We start from the raw sequence: 22455 nt of genomic DNA, 5'->3' as shown, positions 1-22455 counted from the left end.
GAGGTGAAAAATGGTTATAGATTATTATAAATTATTATGTGATGCTATTCCTATTATAGGCTATACTGCACGTATTGATAATCATGAAATTTTAGACATGTCGGATGCTATGCTCAGACATTTGCATATCACAGATAATAGCCATATAAATTCAAAATGCTATAAACTTATTCAAGGCAAAAACCAACCTTGCCAATTTTGTAATAATAGCAAATTAAAATGTGGCGAGTATTGTAATTACTACGCATATAACACCATAATGAACTCTCACCTAGCAATACGAGATACATTGATACCTCACGAAAAATTTGGAATGGTACGTGCCGAAGCATGTTTTGATATTACAGATGATATCAACCAATTAAAAGCTTTAAACACTCAAACCTCATATAATCGAGCATTAGGTGAATGCGCAAAAACTTTGATTAACATTTCAGATACAGCTTCCGCTATTGAAACACTTCTCAGAATTTTATGCACGTTTTTTGATGGAGACTATTCTTGTATAATGACTTATCAAGATGATATAGCGTCTATAACTTACCAATATGTTACTCTTCGTGCGGAGTATGATCCAGCAGAAAGCTTTGGGCGACGCACCGTTGAATATATGGAATATTGGTATAAATTTTCCACTAAGAAACATAAAATTTTTGTTGATAAAGATTCTTTATCTCCCGATTCTGAATTACACGATTTATTAGAAATGGCAGAACTAAACTCCATAATTCTTGCTTCACTTAGAAAAAATGACCAAATTATGGGAACAATCTGTATAGGCAATCCTAATATAAATACCGAAGATATTCGTATTTTGAGAACAATTTCTGGTTTTATAGTATCTTTTATTGAAAAGCAACAATTGATAGCCGAGCTAGAAAAAATCAGCTATGAAGATATGTTAACCGGTCTACGTAATAGAAATGCCTACGAAAAAGAAATTCAAAACTTATATTCTACGCCTTTGCATTCTCTCGGAATCATTTTTGCTGATATCAACGGCCTAAAAGAAACCAATGATAACTTAGGACACGAATATGGAGACATACTTATCAAATGGACTTCTAATTATTTAAAAGTTTCTATTCCTTTCACCGTTTTTAGAATTGGTGGAGATGAATTTGTAGCTTTTGTCATAAATGAATCAGAAGATGAATTTAATAGAATAGCAAATGCAATTCAAAATGGACTTTCCGAAATGGTATACCTAAATTTATCTGTAGGTTACACTTGGAATGATACCAATATTGATATTCCTAATCAGCTTATAGAAACTGACCAAAGAATGTATGAAACCAAGCAGCGATATTATGCTGTTAGAAAGTATAATCATATGAATTTAACTACGCAACAACAAGTATTAATCAACGAAATCAATAGACTCAAAAATTTATTATAATATTCAAGGAGGGTATACCTATGGCAGTTAATCTAAAAAAAGGTGACCAAGTAGAACTTGCAAAATCTAAGTCAAATTCTAAAATCTTAGTTGGTCTCAGCTGGGATTTATCTCCTCAAAATGACTATATCGACTTTGATTTAGATACCAGTATTTTCCTAGTCGGTCGAAACGGTAAAGTCACAAAAGAATCTGATTTTATTTTTTATGATAATTTAATACATGACAGTGGCGCTATCGAGCATACTGGCGATAATCAAACCGGTGAAGGCGATGGAGACAATGAGGTAATTCGTATTGACTTAGATTTGATACCTGCTGATATAAACAAGATAATTTTTGTCGTTACCATTTATGATGCGGACAATAGAGAGCAAAATTTTGGCCAGATGGAGAATGCCTCTATTAGGATAATAGATGAAGAAACAGGAGAAGAAAAAATACATTTCGATCTTTGCGAAGATTTTTCTATAGAAACAGCCCTTGTCGTTGCAGAGATTTATAGGTATAATAATGAATGGAACTTCGCTGCAATTGGAAGTGGGTACAGTGGTGGCCTACATGTTTTATGTCAAGTTTATGGATTAGATATAGCCACTGCTTTACATGCTCAATAGTAAAAATTATATTAAATAAAAGGAGAGATATTAATGGCTATTAATTTGCAAAAAGGTCAAAAAGTTTCACTAACAAAAGCTAGTTCGACACTTTCTAAATTACTAATTGGCTTAGGATGGGATACTAATAAATATGATGGTGGCCACCAATTTGACCTCGACACAAGTGTTTTTATGGTTGGTAGCAACGACAAAGTCTTAGAAGAAACCGATTTTATTTTTTATGGGAACCTCAAACACAAAAGTGGCTCCGTAGAACACACCGGTGATAACCGAACTGGTGAAGGCGACGGAGACGACGAAGTTATTAAAGTTAATCTTGCATTGGTCCCAGATGAAATTAAAAAAATTGTTTTTACAGTTACTATCCATGATGCAAATGAAAGAAACCAAAATTTTGGCCTAGTTTCCAATTCTTTTATTAGAATAGTTGATCAACTCACTAATACAGAAATCGTTCGATATGATTTGGGAGAAGATTTTTCTATTGAAACTGCTTTGGTTGTTGGCGAACTATACAAACATCAGGGGGCATGGCGATTTGCTGCCATTGGCAGTGGGTACAGCGGCGGGCTTCCAGCACTTTGTGCCGCTTATGGAGTCGACGTATAACAAATAACACAATAATAGAGGAGCATTAACTATGGCAATCAGTTTATCAAAAGGTCAAAAAATCGTCTTAACCAAATGTAATTCAGAACTTTCTAATATAGCAGTAGGTCTCGGATGGGATACGAACCGATACGATGGAAAATCGGATTTTGATCTAGACAGTCAAGTTTTTTTAGTATCATCCACAGGCAAAGTTCGAGATCAGGCAGATTTTGTATTTTTTGGTAATCTTAGGCATCAAAGTGGTGCAGTGGAACACTCCGGAGACAATCGAACCGGCATTGGCAACGGAGACGATGAGCTAATCAAAATAAACTTGCATTCTGTTCCACCACATGTTGAAAAAATCATAATTACTGCGAGCATTTTTGAAGCCGATCAGCGCAATCAAAATTTTGGTCAAGTAGAAAATGCTTATATACGCGTTTATGATATAGATAAAAATGAATTATTACTCGAATATGATTTGGACGAAGACTTTTCTGTGGAAACAGCTATCGTATTTGCAGAACTTCAAAAATTCAATGGCAGCTGGAAATTTAACGCTGTAGGCAACGGGTTCTTTGGAGGGCTTCCAGCACTTTGTAAAACTTACGGAATTAATGTAGAATAAGGAGAAAAATATAATGAAAATACACACCAATACTGCACCCGCGGCTATAGGACCATACTCTCAAGCAATCGCTTATCAAAATCTAATATTTACTTCTGGGCAAATTCCTATTGACCCTGCAACTGGGGAGATTGCTGCAGGTGGCATTACCGAACAAACTGAGCAGGCTATCAAAAATCTCGGCGAGGTACTTAAAGCTGGTGGTTCTTGCTACGAAAATGCCATCAAATGTACTTGCTTTTTAAGCGATATGAACGATTTTGGAGCATTCAATGAAGTATACGCAAAATATTTTACAGAAAAACCCGCTCGCTCTTGTGTTGCGGTAAAGACGCTTCCTAAAAATGTTTTAGTAGAAGTCGAGTGTATTGCTTTCAAATAAGTTTTTACCCCCTTTTATCAATCAGGGGGCTCTACAATAATCCGATCATATTTTTTTGCTACATAATTAAACAACAAAAGAAAGAGGTTTATAAATGACAAGTAAAATTAATTTAGGCGAAGGACAGGTAGGAAAGCTGATTCTTAAATTGGCCATTCCCACCGTTGCCTCCCAAATTGTCAATATGCTATATAATATTGTTGATAGAATGTATATAGGAAACATGCCAACTGATGGAGTATTAGCACTTACCGGGCTTGGCTTATGCTTTCCCATTATTATGATAGTTTCTGCCTTTGCATCGCTATTTGGAATGGGCGGTGCTCCACGAGCTGCAATAGCCATGGGCAAGGGTGATAATAAACAAGCAGAATTAATTTTAGGTAACTGCACAATGTGCTTAATAACATCTGGAATTATGATGATGATTTTATTACTAATATTTGGAGAATCACTCCTATATATGTTTGGTGCCAGTGATCAAACCATCAAGTTCTCAATAGACTATTTGCAAGTATATACTTTTGGCACACTTTTTGTACAAATCGCACTTGGTCTTAATATGTTTATAACAACTCAGGGATTTACCAAATTTAGTATGCTCACTGTACTAATTGGTGCAATACTGAATATAATCTTGGATCCAATTTTCATTTTTGCATTCGGAATGGGAGTTAAAGGTGCCGCACTCGCAACAATAATTTCTCAGGGCGTTTCTGCAACATGGGTGATATGGTTTTTACGCAGCAAAAAGTCTAAACTCAAAATACGTAAACAAAATTTAAAAATTCAACCTAAAGTTATATTGCCAGTCATGGCTTTGGGCGTATCTCCATTTATAATGACATCTACAGAAAGTATTTTGAATATCGTCTTTAATGTATCTCTTGCAAAATACGGCGGCGACTTAGCCATCGGAGCTATGACAATTATAAGCAGCCTCATGTCTATGCTAATGATGCCACTTCAAGGAATCACCCAAGGTGCCCAACCCGTTATCAGTTATAACTTTGGTGCCAAAAAATATGATAGGGTGCGATCGGCCATCAAAGTGCAAGTAGCCATCTGTGCAACATTTGCTATAGCATTTTGGTTTTTATTAGAAACTTTTCCAGCAACGTTTATTTCTATATTTAATAGAGATCCCGAATTAATGACGCTTGCTATTCCATCAATTAGAACATATATGTTTGGAATATTTGCTATGGGCTTTCAAATGGCACTACAAATGTCATTCATAGCTCTGGGATATGCAAAGATTTCATTGTTCCTTGCTTGTCTCAGAAAAATTATATTGCTTATACCACTGATATTTATTTTGCCTAATTTCTTTGACAACAAAGTATTTGCTGTATTTTTAGCAGAGCCTATATCAGACATTGTTTCGGCGATGGCAACCATCATTGCTTTTTTCTTTATGTTTTGGCGCAAACCAGAATTTAAGGCCACCGTGTCTAATTCTAATAATATTGCGGCATAAAACATAATATATAGTTGAATACTTATTAATGTGGTATTCAACTTTTTCAACAACACTTTATTACTTTTTTATTACTTTCATGACATTTTAATTGTCAAATTTCTTTTTATCTGATATAATAAAGCAATAAACATTTTGAGGAGGAACTATTATGAAATTATTAAAAAATAAAGCATTATGTCTGGTAGCTGCCACATCACTTATGTCCAGTATTCCAGTCTTTGCTGCAGGTTCTTTTCGACCACTAGAAGCGTATTACAATAACATTCGGGTTAGTGTAAACGACGAATATAAAAGTTTAACTTATGAACCATTTATTGTTGATGGTGTTACATATGTAGGTGTTCGTGATATAGGCGAGCTATTCAATATAGGTGCCAATTGGAATATTGCAACTCAAACTGTTGAACTCACTGGTGGTCTATCTTCAACAAATGAATTGATGTATACCACTGAAATAGCAGCCTTGGAGCAGGTCGTTGCCGATTTAACTGCAAAGCTGCAGCAATACGAAACATCCACTGCGCCCGGGTATTCTCAATCTACTCCTAGTACTATTCCAAGCTGGGGTCAACCTACCACCACTCCAAGCTGGGGTCAACCTACCACCACTCCAAGTTGGGGCCAAACTACCACTACTCCAAGCTGGGGCCAAACTACCACTACTCCAAATTATCCTAACTATGGCAACAACTCATCATCTAGTGGCGGATTTAAAGAAATTGATAGCAAAGCACTGGATAAGGTTCTCGAAGACTTCGAAGAAGAAGAACGCATCGATTGGACCTTTGATGTATCTGTAAAATCAAGCTATGTTAGTCTCGAAATCGAATTTGATGGAGATGATTTCCTAGAAGACTTTAATGATCTTAGCACTTCTAAAGTAGAAGGATTTATCGAAGATGTTTGCGATGCCATTGCCGAAGAACTTGTGGGCACCCTTGCCGAGCGTCATTCTATACAAGGCTCCATCACCGATGCTGATAACAATGACGAGCTAGTATCATTCGAATATGATGACGGCGACTTAGAACTCGAAGAAATCGAAGCATTCCCAGATCTCGACGGAATGACAGACTATTTAGAAGATATGTTTAGTGATGATTTTGACGATGTTGTGATTCTCGAATATACAGATGACGACGGCAAAGAACAAGAAACAGAAATCGATATTGATGGAATTTCTTTAGATGTAGATAGAAATGATGTCTTAGAGTTTATTATTGAATTAGACTTTAGCAGCTCGGACGAAGATAATTGGAATTCGCGATATGACACCAGATCATAGATATATCATCGGTAGCGTCAGGATCTGCAGATGCGCAGGCAGTAAGAGCAATGGATAATCCGAGCGTAAGAGTAAATATTTTGAATATTTTCATGTAAAAACCTCCAATTTTTTAGTAAAAATATTAAAATCAAAATCAATTTATTACAAGTCTATAACATGTAAAATAAATAGTCAAGGGCAAAGATAAAAAACAATATGCAAAAGGTATATAATAATTTATGTATTATTTAAAATGCTAAAAATAGAAAAATTTAACAAAAATATTGATTTTGTCCAAAAAACATGGTATACTTTTGGTAAAATATTATTTATAGTTAAGGAGGAATTAAAAATGAAGAATTGGAAAATACGCTACAAATTATTAGTTTTGGTATCAAGTTTAATTTTGGCATTATTATTTACAGGAATTGTTTCGCTGATATTTATGGCAAGCATAAATAATGGTACAACCGAAGTATCAGAAAATTGGCTGCCCTCGGTAATTATAGCGGAAGAGCTGAACACAGCAACGTCAGATTTTCGTATAGCTGAAAATAGTCATGTTATCGCACAAGATGAATCTACTATGCATATTTTAGAAAATAGTATGAATGATATAGTGAAAAGAATAGATGGTATGTTTGATTACTATATCACTAATTTAATTACTAATGAAACTGACAGAAAATTAATTGAAAAATCCCAGGATATGTGGGAACAATATTTGAAATTACATAATGTGATGATAAAGTATAGTTCAGATAATAATACACAGTCGGCATATGAAATACTAACTGGAGAATCATCGGTATTATTTAATGAATTTTCAGAAACATTTTTGGATTTGGTAGATTTTAACAAAGAAGGTGCAGATCAGGCGAATTTAGATGGAAATAAGTTGGATTTGCGTTGGCCGACTTTTTGTTATATATTTCATTATTTTTTACAACACACAACGTCACCATTTTGCTTCCTATTAATGGCTCAATTAAAATTTTATGCCTACCCTTTTGTTCGGATGTTATAAAGCTATTTCCTAAGATTTTCAACAAAAATGATGCTATTTGACTAACATTGTTCATGTAATTATTTTCCAATATATTCGTAACAATAATTTTATCCTTAAATATAAATGTAATTTTAGCCGGGTAATTTTGATTGTTTATAGGCAACGAGATAGGGTATACACATTGCGAAAACGAATTAATTTTCTTTATATCATCTTCTAGCATATATGCAAAATTTTGCAAATCAATACTCAGTATTCCCACACCCGTTTTTACCATTTTTAACTCAATTTTTTTTACCTTCAACAAATATTCTTGCGCATCAATTTCTATCTTACATGTCGTATTTTCATCGAGATAATTATATATATAATTTTTGATTATGGCAGCCTCTTTGGAATATAGCACGTTTCTAACAGGCCTATAAAAATATATAAATTCATTATAATTTTCATTCGAATCTATAATAAATTCCTCACATCTCCAACCATGCAGATATTTGAACATTGACTGATTAATTTGCACTTGTGGATTAAAATTATAATTCCTATTTTTTGTATTTATTTCCCAAGCAAAAGGAAATAAGAATATATGCTCACTAACTATATCCATAGTTTATTCTGCAGAAATTATAAAATAATATACCGGCTGCTTACCCGCGTGTAACTCTACTTCGGCCTGCGGGAATGCTTTTGTTACTATATCTTGATACTTTGCTACCGATTTTTCTTCTATATCTTCTCCATAATAAATCGTAATTATATCGCTATCTTGATCCAACTTAGAGAGCACTTCTATAAACGTATCTTCTAAACTAGGCTTGTGTGACACGATTTCTCCGCCCAAAATTCCCAAATATTGCCCCTCTTTAATTTCCTCTCCATTCATAGTGGTATCTCTAACTGCAATAGTGATTTGTGCCGTCGTTATTGCATCAACGGCCTCGTTCATATCAGCTGCTATTGCTTCTGCATCGACGCTAGTTCCATCATATGCCAGCATAGCCGAAATGCTTTCCACAATACTTTTCGTTGGGATCACTATTACTTTGACTTCATCTTCAACAACTTTTGCCGCTTGATTAGCTGTTAAAACTATATTCTTATTATTTGGCATCAAAATAACTTGCTCTGCGTGTGTTTTATATATCGCATCTATTATGTCTTCTGTGCTAGGATTCATAGTTTGACCACCCTCTACTATAACATCCACATTGAGGCTTTTGAGAATATCTACAAACCCCTCGCCTGCAGCAACAGACACAAACCCCAGTTTTTTGTCTACAAATTTATCTTTACTTTCTTCTTCGAGTATTGCAGTATGCTGTTCTTTCATATTTTCTATTTTTACACTATTTAGCGCTCCAAATTTCAACGCATAGCTCAAAACATTTCCTGGATCATTTGTATGAACATGAACCTTAATATAATCATCATCCGAAACTACAACTATGCTATCCCCTATTCCATCCAAATATTCCTTTACCTTTGCCTCATTATATGGCTTATCTTCTCGTTTCACAATAAACTCTGTGCAATACGCAAAAGTTATATCGTCTGTATTAAACTTTGTCATGGCAACGGTTGACTTTTTCTTTAGCGGTCGCTTAATTTCTATCTCCACTTCACCCAATATAACTCTGGCTGCACCTTCCAATATAGTCATTAATCCTGCTCCACCCGCATCCACCACGCCTGCCTCTTTTAATACCGGAAGCATATTTTGTGTTTGCTCCAACACTTTATACCCATGCATAATAACCTCTTTTAGAAATGTTTGCGCATCAGCTGCAGTCTTATAAATCGACAGCGCTGCATTTGATATCTCTTTTGCCACAGTCAGGATTGTTCCTTCTTTGGGTTTCATTACCGACTTATAGGCAGTAGCGACAGCCAGCTTTGTTGCCCTTGCGACTGTTCGTGCGTCCACAGTTTCGTTTGTTCCCAATCCCTTAACAAAGCCTCGAATAATCTGAGATAGAATCACCCCCGAATTTCCTCGCGCACCTCTTAGGGCTCCTCCTGCAAATGCCTTGCCTATGGATTCTATTGTTACGTTTTCTACCTCTTCTACTTCTTTGGCTGCAAAAAGCATTGTAAGTGACATATTAGTTCCAGTATCTCCATCAGGAACCGGAAACACATTCAGCTCATTAATTGCTTCCTTTTTTTCATCTAATAATAAGGCCGCGCTAACTATCATTTTTTGAAGTAATCTCGCATCTACTGCTTGAGTTGTGTTCACGTGCTTTTCTCCTTCCTATCTAACATTTTAGCTATCTAACCTCACACTTTCTACAAAAACTGTAATTGTTTCAACTTTTATATCTAACATCTCTTTTAATTTATACCTTATTGTGTTCATCAAATTATCAGTGACAGCAGAAATTTTGGTGCCATATTCTACAATTATATGAAACTCAACATCTATATGATCCTCATTTAACTTCACTGCTATCCCTTTGGTAATATTATCTCGTAATAGCAATCTAACTATTCCATCTTTTACACTTCTTGATGCCATACCAACGATTCCATAACACTCTCCAGCACAAATTCCACATATACTAGCAATGACTTCCTCATTTATTTCAATCTTTCCTTGTTCATTGGTAATTTTTTGCATAAAATTTATACCTCCTTATACTCAATAGACTTAGATTACCATACTATGCGAAAAATGTCTAATAATTATTTTCTCCAAAGTCATCGCAATTTATTAATCAAAAAAGAACCTTCTAAATCTAGAAGGCCCCTTTCACTATATTTTTCAAAATTTAAACTCTCCTATCAAATTTTTAAGTGCCTGAGATTGTTCTGATAGCTCTTCACTTGCCGCTGCGCTTTCTTCGGCTGATGTTGAATTTGTCAGTACTACTTTTGATATTTGATCTATTTCTGCATTAATTTGAATAGCATTCTGTGCCTGATCCTCTGCGGCATCTGCGATGCTATCAACCAACGTACTCAATTCCTTTGCATTTTCCATGGCAGCGCTTATAGAATCTGATGTATGGCCTGCTATTTCATTGCCCACACTTATAACTTCGGCTGTTTGCTGTATCAGCTCTGCTGTATCCTTTGCCGATTTCGCCGATTTTTTGGCTAAATTTCGAACTTCCTCCGCCACAACAGCAAATCCTTTTCCGCTTTCACCAGCTCTTGCCGCTTCTACTGCAGCATTCAAAGATAGAATATTCGTTTGAAACGCTATATCATCAATATCTTGAATAATTTTCTTAATTTCATCAGAGTTTGTAATGATATTTTTCATGGCAATAACCATTTCACTAACTTGATTATTACTATCTACCAACGCTTTTTGGGTTTTTTCATTAAATACCTTTGCCTCGCCAGTATCATCGGCTGTTTGAGTGATCTTTGCTGTCATTTCTTCCATAGCAGCAGACAAATTTTGTACAGATGCAGCTTGCTCCACAACCCCGCCAGCAACGCCCTGAGCACCATGAGCTACTTGAATAGTCCCCGTTGCCAACTGTGTTGCAACCACATCTATGTTAACTAACGTTTCCGCAAGACTAACTTGAATTTTTTCCATATTTATAAACACACTTTTAAAATCACCCACATAAAAACTTTGCATTTTTTTCAGCTCTTTAAAATCACCTTTTGCTAATCTATCCAACCTTTCGTCGATGTCAATAATCATATTTTTAAACATTTGACATAGAAGCTTCATATTATTAGCCAATACTCCCAGCTCATCTTTTGAATTATATCGAATATCAGTATTCAAATCACCTTTCAATATCTGAATCGCGGCCTCTTCAATCTCATTAATCGGGTCTGCTATCAACTTCACAATATAAAACGAAAACAATAATGCCACAACAGTTATTAAAATAGTTATAATCACCATAAATAATATTGCGTCAGAATACAACTTATTTCCATCTAAATTCGCCTGATCTGCACCTTTTTTGTTAAAATCTACCAAACTCAAAAATGTTTCTGAAAATTCATTAAATAATATCGATGATTCTCCAGTTAGCATTTCATATGCCGCCTGTATATTATTATCTGAACTATACTTTATCATCACATTATGTAATTCCAAATATTGTTCCCACATATCCTGGGATACTTCAATTAATTTTCTGTCAGTTTCATTAGTAATTAAATTAGTGATATAGTAATTAAACATACCATCTATTCTTTTCACTATATCATTCATAGTATTTTCTAAAATATGCATAGTAGATTCATCTTGTGCGATAACATGACTATTTTCAGCTATACGAAAATCTGACGTTGCTGTGTTCAGCTCTTCCGCTATAATTACCGAGGGCAGCCAATTTTCTGATACTTCGGTTGTACCATTATTTATGCTTGCCATAAATATCAGCGAAACAATTCCTGTAAATAATAATGCCAAAATTAAACTTGATGCCAAAACTAATAATTTGTAGCGTATTTTCCAATTCTTCATTTTTAATTCCTCCTTAACTATAAATAATATTTTACCAAAAGTATACCATGTTTTTTGGACAAAATCAATATTTTTGTTAAATTTTTCTATTTTTAGCATTTTAAATAATACATAAATTATTATATACCTTTTGCATATTGTTTTTTATCTTTGCCCTTGACTATTTATTTTACATGTTATAGACTTGTAATAAATTGATTTTGATTTTAATATTTTTACTAAAAAATTGGAGGTTTTTACATGAAAATATTCAAAATATTTACTCTTACGCTCGGATTATCCATTGCTCTTACTGCCTGCGCATCTGCAGATCCTGACGCTACCGATGACATATCTATGATCTGGTGGGGCAATCAAGTTCGAAACGAAGTTACTCAAGATGCTCTAGACTTATTTAGCCAACAAAACGGAAATATTTCTATAGATCCTCAGTTTTCAAATTGGTCTGAATATTGGGGCAAATTGGCTATTCTTGCAACTTCAAAATCTCTCCCAGATGTTATTCAACAAGATCATGCATACATAAATCAATATGTCGAAAACGGTTTAATTGTTAATCTTAATCCATATATAGAATCTGGTGCGCTAAATGTTTCTAATATAGATCCCAACATACTTGCTAGCGGAACTGTCGATGGCAATGTCTATGCAATCTGTGCCGGAATTAATGCTCCTGCATTGGCGTATAATAAAACGTTACTCGACGACCTCGGCATTGCTGTAGATAACGATTTATCTATCGCCGAATTTGTTGCTATCAGCAAAGAGGTCTACGAAAAATCTGGTGTCAAAACCGACTTCGGGCTTTCTGGATCTTTTAATATGGTAAATTATACTCTGCGCGGAGAAGGCAAATCATTATATAATGCCGCTGGAGACGCGCTCGGTGTAGACTCCGAAGATGATCTCCTAACCTGGTTTCAGTTGTATGAGCAGGGCATTGCCGAAAAATGGGCAATCGGTCCCGAAATACTTGTCGAAAGAGTGGGCAACGAGCAATCTCCTCTTGTATACGGCAATACTCCCGAAACTCGCTCTTGGTGCGAACCAAAACACTCCAACGAACTTACCGTTGTTCAAAATATAGCCAGTTTAGAAAATATCGATATAGCATTAACTACTTGGCCCTCCGATGATATTACTTCCTCCAACTATCTAAAACCTGGCCAATTTTTCTCTCTTTCTGCTCATAACAATAATCCAGACCTTGCTGTAAAATTGCTAGATTTTTTAACTAATTCTATTGAAGCCAACCAAATTTTATTAGCCGAACGTGGCATTCCGGCTTCTAATGTCGTGGCATCCGAGCTTTTGCCTTATCTTAATGATGTCCAAAAAGAAGCCGCTACATATGTAAATGACGTTGTTGCTACCAATTCTTCTGTCATCAGCCCTCCCGATCCTCCAAAATCTGGTGAAATCAACGCTCTTCTTTTCAATTTAATGGAACAAATTGGATATGGAGTCATCACTGCCGAAGAAGCTGCCGCAGAATTTTTTGAATCTGGTAACAAAATCTTAGCAAATAAATAAAGGGGGACTTAAGTTGAAGGAACGTTTTAAACGAACTCGAATATGGTTAGAAAAAGAGCATGTTGCCGGCGTCATCTTTGCTTCGCCATTTATCATAGGCTTTCTATTTTTCTTGATAATACCTATGCTACTTTCTTTATATTACTCATTGTGTAGCTATAATATTTTATCTCCACCCAAGTTTATTGGCCTCGACAATTATATCAAAATCTTCACCGATGATCCAAAATTTCTAAAATCTGTAGGTGTTACATTTTATTATGCGGTTATGTCTGTACCGCTTCGACTAATTTTTGCCCTTGCCGTTGCCTTATTACTTGTTAAAAATAGTAAAATGTCGGGATTTTATCGTGCGGTATTCTACCTGCCTTCTATCATTGGGGGTAGCGTTGCTGTTGCTGTATTATGGAAGCGCATCTTTGCTACCGATGGAGTTCTCAATAGTTTGCTAAACTCTATAGGTTTGGAAACGTCATTTGCCTGGCTTGGAAATACCAGTACGGCTATATGGGTACTAATTTTGCTAGCAGTATGGCAATTCGGCTCATCGATGTTAATATTTCTCGCTTCATTAAAACAAATTCCTCATAGCTTATATGAAGCAACGCTGATGGATGGCGCGACCAAATCACAAACATTTTTTAAAGTAACATTGCCATTGCTTACACCCACCATATTCTTCAATCTTATAATGCAAACCATCACCGGATTTTTAGCCTTCACACAATGTTATATAATTACGCAGGGTAAACCTTTAGATTCCACATTATTCTATGCTGTATATATGTATCAACAGTCGTTTGAGTTTTATAATGCCGGCTATGCTGCAGCCCTCGCTTGGATTATGCTATTAATTATCGGCCTAGTTACTGGAATTTTATTTTTGACCAAAAAGTTTTGGGTATATGAAGGAGGTCTGTAAATGAAAATTAAACCAAAAACAATTGCGTATCATATAGTGGTTTTTTCTGCAGGCATCTTAATGATATATCCTCTATTATGGCTATTCTTTAGCTCTTTTAAAGAAACTTCCACTATATTTGCAACATCAGATGAGTTGTTTCCCCGAGTGTGGACTATCCAAAACTATATTACCGGTTGGGCCGGGTTTTCTAAAACTACTTTTGCCACATACTTTGGTAATTCATTATATATCTCTATAGTAGCCACAATCGGCACAGTCATTTCTTCATCATTTGTCGCATATGGCTTCTCGCGCTGCAACTTTCGTGGCAAGAAAATCCTCTTTGCTGCAATGTTAGTCTCCATGATGCTGCCTGCACAAATATTGATGATTCCACAATTTATTTGGTATAATCAGCTAGGCTGGGTCAACTCATATATGCCTCTAACCGTCCCATATTTCTTTGCTATACAAGGTTTCTTCGTGTATCTTATCCACAATTTTATAAATGGAATACCCAAAGATCTCGATGAAGCTGCCCGCATTGATGGTTGTAGTATATATGGAATCTTTTTTCGAATTATACTTCCACTAATCGTTCCGGCAATCATCACTTCTACAATATTTTCATTTATATGGAGATGGGATGACTTTTTGGGTGCCTTGCTATATGTATCAGATTCTGCCAAATATCCTATTAGCTTAGCATTGAAGTTATTTTCTGACCCAGCGTCTTCAACAGATTATGGAGCCATGTTTGCTATGTCAATTTTATCTATAATGCCAATCGTTATATTATTTATATGCTTGCAAAAATATCTAGTTGAAGGAATCGCGACTTCTGGATTAAAAGGGTAACAAAATAGGGGCTTGCATTTACTCTTGCAGCCCCCAATACTGTTTAATAATTCTCAATCTCTTCTATTATTTCCTGATAGGATTTAAGCTCCTCTTCAACTCCCATCAACACAGAATCCTTTGTCATCGCTTGCCTCATATCTTCAAAGCCATACGTTACTACACCAAAATCCAATATAATCGATTTATCTTCAAAGCCATATGAATTAATCTCTTCTACCAATTCAAATCCATCTTTTGTTAATTTATATTCTTCAACAGACAGCCATTGATCTACAACCAAATTTCCTGAATTTGGAATGTAATACACATCTTCTAGTCCGTATGTAGAGAGGGCTAAATATCTCCCCCCACTTGCCAGTATATACTGAATGTCACTTACATATTGCCCATCTATATATAATTCCGGAATTTCATCGTCGTCTATATGCACCAATTTGTAAAAATCTGTTTGAAACATGCTCGGTATCGGCGCATGGGTTGATATGAAATTTATATATTCCTGTTTCCAGTCCATTGCAGTTGTGGATTCTGCTGCTGCTCCATCTACTATTGCAGTTGTAGATTCTTCTGCTGCTCCATCTACTATTGCCGTGCCGGTTACTACAGGTATTGTCATATTATTTTCTGCATCACCCAGCGTTGTCGGTATCTCTATAGAATCTATAATTGCATCTATCTTTTCGGACTTTTCTAACTCAACGTGTTCGTATACGTAATCAGTATAAAAACTTTCTGCACCAAATATCGATACTTGTTTTGCGATATTTCCATAATCATCATATTCATAAGTATAAAAATCATCTTGAATCAATCTACCCAGCTCATCGTATGTATAGGTAGTTTCATATGACAATTCTTTTGTAGCCAACTTTTTCTCTACCACATAATACTCTATCTTTATCAAATTGTCATTTTCATCATAAAAATATTTGCATCGAGGATATTTATTTCCCTCTATATATTCAGCGCTCAGCAACCCCCGATCATTGTACACATAGGTATCCGCATCTATTTGGTCTCGGGTATTAAAAAACGCCTTCTTTGTTAGGTTGTTATAATCGTCATACTCATAAGTATACGTTGTTGTTGTTTCGTAGATATCATGATGGCGTATTTCCTGAACCATATTTCCCCATTTATTGTATAAATAATCTATTATTTCACCATTAGAACTAACTTTTTGTACCAAGTCACCATTTTTATTATAGTTGTATTCTGTTATTAACTGCGTATTTCCTTCTGTTTCAATTTTTTGTATTAACTGATCAGACTCATTGTAGACATAGGTTTCTATAAGCCCAACTTCTCCACCCCAATAGTGTTGCTTTGCAATAAGATTGCTTTCTACTTCTATATCGGGGTCAATTTCTTTGTCTTCTGCTTCTTCTGCCTGTTCTGGAAATACATGTACTAAAGCAGGAAGAAGTTCAAATGCCTCTGGTTTTGGAATCTCAACAGCACTTGCTATTTGCGAAATATTTAATAAAACAGTTGCTGCTATCAATTTAGACATTAAAATTTTTTTCATTATAATTTTTCCTTTCTACTTTTTCATCATACTACTATCTTATGTTCGGGTCCTTTTTCTTGTATATAATTTTTCTTAATCTTAGCATAAAAAAATGTAAAGGTAAACCACCAACTTTACATTCACCCCTCTCATTATTTTGTAATGCAGCAACTGTATCATCTACAGCTGCTACATCAATTTCTTAGGTTAGCCCCCCATCGAGTGTAATGATTTGCCCCGTAATATAACTTGCATTATCGCTTGCCAGAAACAAACAAACTTTGGCAACATCCGTTACACTTCCTGCTCGCATCAACGGTACGTCGTTTAAAAATATCGCTCTATCTTCGTTGTCAAATAGATTATTCATTCCAGTGTCGATCCACCCACAGGCTATTGCATTGATTCTTATATTAGATGGCCCAACCTCTTTTGCTAGTGCCTTAGTAAACCCATGCAAAGCGCTTTTGCTCGTAGAATACGCAACTTCTAATGAAGCACCAACGCTTCCCCAAATCGATGAAATATTGATGATGATTCCAGAATGGTTTTTTATCATATATGGCAATGCTAGATAACTACAGTGATATGCAGAATTTAGATTGGTATTTATAACCTTTGTCCATTCATTTGGCTTGGTTTCCGTAAAAAGTTTGTAATAACTTATGCCTGCATTATTGATTACTACATCTGGATATGATCCAGTTTTTTCCACTATGAAGTCAAACAAGGATAAAGCTTCTTTGTATATAGCTAAATCAGCCTTATAATAAGTGCATGGGTAACCCCGTGACATAAACTCTTCATAAGTTTGAATCAATTCTTCTTCGCTATTACCCGAATTTAGTATTACATAATCCCCCTGCTTTAAAAAAGCATTCGCAATAGCCTTTCCGATCCCACGCGACGAACCTGTAACAAGCACAATCTTATTTTTCATTTTAGTTCCCTCTCAACAGTTCAATCTCTTCCTTATACAAATTAGTATTTTTATCTAACCACGGAGTTTCTAATATTAGCGGAATATTTTGGCATATTGGATTTGCAACGATCTTTTTAATTGCAGTGATCCCAATTTTATCTTCGCCTCGTGGATTAGTTCTATCCGCTCCCAAATTCGCGTGCCTATCTTTTTTGGCTCCTCGCACATTTATTGAGCCATTAAGATGCACCACCTTAATATAATCCTTTCCGACCAATTCGTCAAATTCTTTTAGAACTCCGTCGAAATCTTCTACAATATCATAGCCGCTGTCATGAAGATGGCATGTATCGAAGCAGACTCCAATCTTATTTTTCATTATAACTCCTGCAATAATTCTCTTTATCTCGTGGAAATTTTTTCCGATCTCTGTTCCTTTTCCAGACATCGTTTCCAACAACAGCGTGGGCCCATCTTCTTGTAACGCACTATTTATTGCTGCAACTATACGATCTATCCCTTCGTCTAAGGTAGCGGAAGTATATGCTCCCGGATGAATCACCAGATATTCTGATCCTAGTGTCTTTGTCCTAGCTAATTCTAGCTTCAAAAATTCTTTTGCGAAGGCATAAGTGTCTTCCTTGGCTGCAGCAAGATTAATAATATATGGTGCGTGAACTACTATATCGCTAATTCCATGGGCCTTCATAAATTCTTGACCTTCTTTTATTTTCAGCTTCTCAATTGGAGAACGCCTAGTGTTTTGCGGTGCTCCTGTATAAATCATAAACGTATTTGCTCCATACGACCACGCTTCTTCTGCAGCTCCTATTAATCCATTAGACATAGAAACATGTGAACCAATTTTTAGCATATTGATGTCCTTCCTAATATTTTCTATCTAATTTAATATACTAGATAATATTGTAGTTTAGTTCAAGGGGAGGTTAATTGATTTTTATATTATTTATGGTATAATTAAGTGGATTTTTGAACATTTAATAAGATAGTGGCATAATATTAATGCAAATTAAAAAATACAGAAAAAGGGGTAATCTATGCAAAAACCATCGAAAGGATTTTTTAACTTTTTTATAAACTCTTTTATTGTCACCTCAATTGTTCTAGCCTTAATTTTTAGTGGAAGCATTTGGGCCTATCAAAAACATATCTATGTCGATTCTACAGATCCCTCAGATCCTTCTAATCATCCTGCGGCACTCACCACCGCTGTTGCATCTACACAAGTCAGCACACCTGTCGCTGCAACCGATATAGAAGAAGTAAACAAAACCGTTGCTGTACTTGGAACAGACGCCCAAGGCTATCGAACAGACGTCATTATCGTTGCCAACTACAACTCCATAACCGGCAAAATCAATCTTGTTTCTATTCCGCGAGATACCCGAGTTGAGTGGACTCAAGCCCAAAAAACTGCGATGCGCAAGCAACATGGCTACACAATGAGCGTTACCAAAATCAACGAAATGTCTTCATATACTGGTATAGATAACATAGATAATTATGCATTAGCTTACATCGAAAACTTGCTCGGCATTCAAATAGACAACTACGTTATAGTTTCATTAACTGCCTTTCGCGAAATTGTAGATGCGGTTGGTGGTGTTTATATTGACGTACCGATTGACATGTATTATTATGACCCCATTCAAGCTTTGTATATCGATTTAAAAGCTGGCCCGCAGTTACTAGACGGTGTCAAGGCCGAGCAGTTTGTTCGATATCGATCTATGCCTGGTGGTGATGTCGACAGAATTAAGATGCAGCAACTATTTCTAGAAGCGTTTGCTGACAAAGTACTTAGCCCGTCTATTATTCTTAAGATACCTAACCTAATTCAAATTTTATTTAGCTCCATTAAAACAGATATATCAATTACCGAAATTTTCCAATATTATGGATATCTCAAAGACTTTAGCTTAGACAATCTCCATTTTTATACATTACCTGGAAAGGGGCAGTATATAGGACATATCTCGTACTTTATTCCAGATATGGCCGCCATAGAAGATTTCAGCAAAAGCATATTTTTCGAACACGTTGAATAGGATGAGGATGATATGAAATTAACAATACTATTAATGATTATATTAACCACTCTAGCTACAAATGATGCCTATGCCCTCGATGTTTTTCACGAAATCAAAGAGGAACAAATTATAACCGAAGGGGTTTTACACACTCAAACCAGCCTTGTAACAAATATTGGTTGGCTTGATGTTAATGTATTGCAAGTTGATTTAACTAATTTTAATGTTAAAGTTGCACCCATCGATGCGGGCGTTTTCGATACCAAACAAACAATATATAAAATGGCCACCGATACAGGTGCTGTTGCTGCTGTGAACGCTGATTTTTTCAGTCTCACCAGCACAGTCCCTAGCTTTGGCGCCGCTATTGCCGATGGCGCTGTCAAGCAAATTTACTCAACAGAGCTAGCAGAAGTGGGTCCAGAAATGAATATGGCAAGCGTTTTTGTTGACAAAAATTTAAACATACTGATGGATTATATCGATACGACTGTTTCGCTCCATGCTTCAAACGGTGAAGTTGCCTATGCAAATGGCTACAATAAAATCGGTACATACTTCAATCTTCCTGTCGTCTTGGATGATCAATACACTGCAACTACAAATGAGATTACTGCAAAGTTTCCACGCGCTGCCACACTGGTTATCAAAAATGGTGTGGTGGCTTTACACAAAACTTCTGGGGCAGTAGACATACCCAAAAATGGCTTTGCAGTCGTGATGGACAACTCCTTCGCATCAGAAATGTTTCGCAAATTTCCTATCGGCATGCCAGTAACAGTTCACGTTGATACTGCTCTTAGCAACAAAAGCTTGCCAAACTTCCATAATCTTCCTGAAATCAACGAACTTATATTTGGCATCGGCGGCGGAGGTCTAATTTTACAAGATGGGCATCCTTACTTGGGCGCTGCCAACATCGTGGGAAAACAGGTCCGCCATCCCCGCACGCTCATTGCCACAACAGATAAGTTTGGAGAATTATTACTTATCACCATCGATGGGCGCCAATACTCTGCCGGTGCCACACATGATGAGGTCATCCAAATTTTGTTGGATCTAGGTGCCAAGGATGCGATGTATTTAGATGGTGGCGGCTCCACTACTATGGTTGCGCGAGACAGGGGAGAATTCGATCTCTCGGTACAAAACTTACCATCTGATGGTGCGCAACGCAAAGTTATGAACGGCCTTGGCATCTTTTCTATCAATAAGCCCGACAAACTCGACGACATTCATCTAACTATCGATCGCTCCATAACTGCAGTAGGCGAACCCATAACATTTGCAATCACTGGAATCGACCAATCTTCAAATCCTATCGAACTCAGCGATTATAATATTGAGATTATAGGTATCGAAGCCGACATTACAGACAACAATACGATTGTTCCCAAGACTGCAGGCAACGCATTTATTGTAGCGTCAAAAGACGGTGTAGAATCTGAAGTTAAAATTCATGTTGCAGAAAAATTAGTAGGCATAGAAATCGAGCCCGCTGTCATAAACTTGAATGTTGGTGCCAAACAGACAGTTAAAATTATCGGCACAACCAACGAGGGCGATCAAATCGAAATCGCTGCAGCACAACTGTCCGACCCTTCAGAGCTTCTCAAGATCAATAACTATACGATCTCATCAACCAAAGCTGGAGTTGCAGTGCTTAAGGCAAGCTATCATGATCTGACTGCTGCTGCAAGCATAGTTATTGGTGCCGCCGAAGTGTCTATCGAATCGTTTGAAGATGCGCTTCCAACATGGTTTGGAGATACACCACAAGTTTCTGGCTCAGTAAAAGCATCAACGTGGTTTGCAAATCATGGCAAGCGCGCTGTTGCGGTAAACTATACCTTTTCGCCAAATAAAACTCGCTCTACTGCAATAGTAACATTTCCCGACCCCCTCATATTGCCTACCGATTCTATGCGTCTAAATTTAATGGTTCGAGGAAATAATTCTGCAGATACATTAAAAATTGAGGTAATGGATCAGAGCGGCAAAATATATTTCCTTACACTAGCAAACGAGCTCGACTTTGACCAATATCGCAAGCTGAGCGTCGACCTACCTGCGGAGATAGATCTGCCTGCAAGAGTTACTTCTCTATATATTTCTGCACCAACCACCGCAAAGAAAACTAGCAACACTATCTACTTCGACAACCTCACTGCAACCCGAGGCAATAACATCTCTGGCAATTTTGGAACAGCCACCGACCACACATTTGATCCGTTATATACAGAAAATTTTAGGCTCCAAACTGGTGAATATTATATCAATATTATAGGCCCCACTCACACCAACAGCTTTATGCTCGCCGAAGATCTACAGCAGTCACTCACCTCAGCACTCACTGCAAATGGCGCACAGGTAATTATGGCTTCCAAAGACAACATCCCGCTCGATATTCTCAATGCCTATCGCACCAATTTTGGCTTTTGGCAAACCATATATAAAGACGTTCAATTGGTCTATTTGGATACTAGCAACCACAGTATTATCGATACCAATACACTCGGGTGGTCAAATATAAAGAACGTACTAGATAATACTTCTAAGAACCACATTATTCTTGTTACCGAACATAATCCTCTTACAGGTTTTTCCAACACAAAAGAGGGCACCGCATTTCACGATTATCTCGCATCTCTAGACAAAAACGTATTTGTTATTACCACCACTCGCAACAAAAACGAAGTCCAAATTATAGATAATGTTCGCTATATAAATACTATTGGTCTAAACATTTCTGAAGATGACCTTGCCAAAGCTTCGTTTTTGCAATTTAAAGTTGAGGGAAATCGAATTTATTACACATTTAGAAACATAAGCCCTTGACAGATAG

The 22455-nt window shown here is 36.3% G+C and carries 19 protein-coding genes; 13 read left to right on the top strand and 6 right to left on the bottom strand.

Going from position 1 to position 22455, the window contains the following annotated elements; genetic code table 11:
• Positions 1-10 precede the first annotated feature (10 nt).
• The 8 genes from PCY70_RS11260 (at position 11) to PCY70_RS11225 (ending at position 7400) form a co-directional block, all read left to right on the top strand.
• Positions 11-1399 (top strand): sensor domain-containing diguanylate cyclase, encoded by a 1389-nt coding sequence (locus tag PCY70_RS11260; protein ID WP_305767402.1) that lies wholly within the window; start codon positions 11-13, stop codon positions 1397-1399.
• 20 nt (positions 1400-1419) lie between these two features.
• Positions 1420-2016: a TerD family protein gene (locus PCY70_RS11255; protein WP_010166824.1), complete on the top strand. Its 597-nt coding sequence runs from the start codon at positions 1420-1422 to the stop codon at positions 2014-2016.
• Positions 2017-2049: 33 nt separating this feature from the next.
• On the top strand, positions 2050-2628 hold the full coding sequence (locus tag PCY70_RS11250; protein ID WP_305767401.1) for a TerD family protein: 579 nt from the start codon (positions 2050-2052) through the stop codon (positions 2626-2628).
• A gap of 31 nt (positions 2629-2659) precedes the next feature.
• Entirely contained in the window at positions 2660-3241 is a 582-nt protein-coding gene (locus PCY70_RS11245; RefSeq protein WP_010166820.1) for a TerD family protein, read from the top strand.
• Between the two features lie 13 nt (positions 3242-3254).
• Complete coding sequence (locus tag PCY70_RS11240) at positions 3255-3623, top strand: RidA family protein (RefSeq protein WP_305767400.1); 369 nt, start codon at positions 3255-3257, stop codon at positions 3621-3623.
• A gap of 94 nt (positions 3624-3717) precedes the next feature.
• Positions 3718-5103 (top strand): MATE family efflux transporter, encoded by a 1386-nt coding sequence (locus PCY70_RS11235; RefSeq protein WP_010166816.1) that lies wholly within the window; start codon positions 3718-3720, stop codon positions 5101-5103.
• Between the two features lie 151 nt (positions 5104-5254).
• The gene (locus PCY70_RS11230; RefSeq protein WP_305767399.1) at positions 5255-6391 is read left to right on the top strand and encodes a stalk domain-containing protein; all 1137 of its coding nucleotides are present in this window, start codon (positions 5255-5257) and stop codon (positions 6389-6391) included.
• Between the two features lie 334 nt (positions 6392-6725).
• Positions 6726-7400 (top strand): MCP four helix bundle domain-containing protein, encoded by a 675-nt coding sequence (locus PCY70_RS11225; RefSeq protein WP_305767398.1) that lies wholly within the window; start codon positions 6726-6728, stop codon positions 7398-7400.
• A gap of 595 nt (positions 7401-7995) precedes the next feature.
• On the opposite strand, the gene PCY70_RS11220 is transcribed toward PCY70_RS11225, so the two are convergent.
• From PCY70_RS11220 to PCY70_RS11210, 3 genes are all read right to left on the bottom strand, one after another.
• Positions 7996-9624: a DAK2 domain-containing protein gene (locus tag PCY70_RS11220; RefSeq protein WP_305767397.1), complete on the bottom strand. Its 1629-nt coding sequence runs from the start codon at positions 9622-9624 to the stop codon at positions 7996-7998.
• 27 nt (positions 9625-9651) lie between these two features.
• Complete coding sequence (locus tag PCY70_RS11215; RefSeq protein WP_010166808.1) at positions 9652-10005, bottom strand: Asp23/Gls24 family envelope stress response protein; 354 nt, start codon at positions 10003-10005, stop codon at positions 9652-9654.
• Between the two features lie 144 nt (positions 10006-10149).
• Complete coding sequence (locus tag PCY70_RS11210) at positions 10150-11829, bottom strand: methyl-accepting chemotaxis protein (RefSeq protein WP_305767396.1); 1680 nt, start codon at positions 11827-11829, stop codon at positions 10150-10152.
• Between the two features lie 240 nt (positions 11830-12069).
• Between PCY70_RS11210 and PCY70_RS11205 the strand changes: the two genes are divergently transcribed.
• From PCY70_RS11205 to PCY70_RS11195, 3 genes are read left to right on the top strand one after another with little or no spacing between them, the layout of a single operon-like run.
• Positions 12070-13362, top strand: a complete 1293-nt coding sequence (locus tag PCY70_RS11205; RefSeq protein WP_305767395.1) for an ABC transporter substrate-binding protein — start codon at positions 12070-12072, stop codon at positions 13360-13362.
• A 13-nt stretch (positions 13363-13375) separates the two neighbouring features.
• Positions 13376-14284: a carbohydrate ABC transporter permease gene (locus PCY70_RS11200; protein ID WP_305767394.1), complete on the top strand. Its 909-nt coding sequence runs from the start codon at positions 13376-13378 to the stop codon at positions 14282-14284.
• A complete protein-coding gene (locus tag PCY70_RS11195; protein ID WP_305767393.1) occupies positions 14285-15124 on the top strand; it encodes a carbohydrate ABC transporter permease in 840 nt (279 codons plus the stop codon). It begins immediately after the preceding gene.
• A 43-nt stretch (positions 15125-15167) separates the two neighbouring features.
• Here PCY70_RS11195 and PCY70_RS11190 read toward each other — a convergent pair whose 3' ends face one another.
• The 3 genes from PCY70_RS11190 to PCY70_RS11180 form a co-directional block, all read right to left on the bottom strand.
• Positions 15168-16655 carry an RHS repeat domain-containing protein gene (locus PCY70_RS11190; RefSeq protein ID WP_305767392.1) on the bottom strand — a complete coding sequence of 496 codons (1488 nt, stop codon included), beginning with the start codon at positions 16653-16655 and terminating at the stop codon, positions 15168-15170.
• 184 nt (positions 16656-16839) lie between these two features.
• Entirely contained in the window at positions 16840-17577 is a 738-nt protein-coding gene (gene ymfI, locus PCY70_RS11185) for an elongation factor P 5-aminopentanone reductase (RefSeq protein WP_010167309.1), read from the bottom strand.
• 1 nt (position 17578) lies between these two features.
• On the bottom strand, positions 17579-18433 hold the full coding sequence (locus PCY70_RS11180) for a deoxyribonuclease IV (protein WP_305767391.1): 855 nt from the start codon (positions 18431-18433) through the stop codon (positions 17579-17581).
• A 184-nt stretch (positions 18434-18617) separates the two neighbouring features.
• On the opposite strand from PCY70_RS11180, the gene PCY70_RS11175 reads away from it, so the two are divergent.
• Both PCY70_RS11175 and PCY70_RS11170 read left to right on the top strand, forming a co-directional pair.
• Positions 18618-19628 carry an LCP family protein gene (locus tag PCY70_RS11175; RefSeq protein WP_305767390.1) on the top strand — a complete coding sequence of 337 codons (1011 nt, stop codon included), beginning with the start codon at positions 18618-18620 and terminating at the stop codon, positions 19626-19628.
• Positions 19629-19640: 12 nt separating this feature from the next.
• The gene (locus PCY70_RS11170) at positions 19641-22448 is read left to right on the top strand and encodes a phosphodiester glycosidase family protein (RefSeq protein ID WP_305767389.1); all 2808 of its coding nucleotides are present in this window, start codon (positions 19641-19643) and stop codon (positions 22446-22448) included.
• Positions 22449-22455 lie beyond the last annotated feature (7 nt).

The sequence above is a fragment of the Candidatus Epulonipiscium viviparus genome, assembly GCF_030708075.1.
GTDB classification, from domain to species: Bacteria; Bacillota; Clostridia; order Lachnospirales; family Cellulosilyticaceae; genus Epulonipiscioides; species Epulonipiscioides viviparus.
Note: the sequence above shows the minus strand (reverse complement) of the source record. Positions and strands in the feature narration are given on the sequence as shown.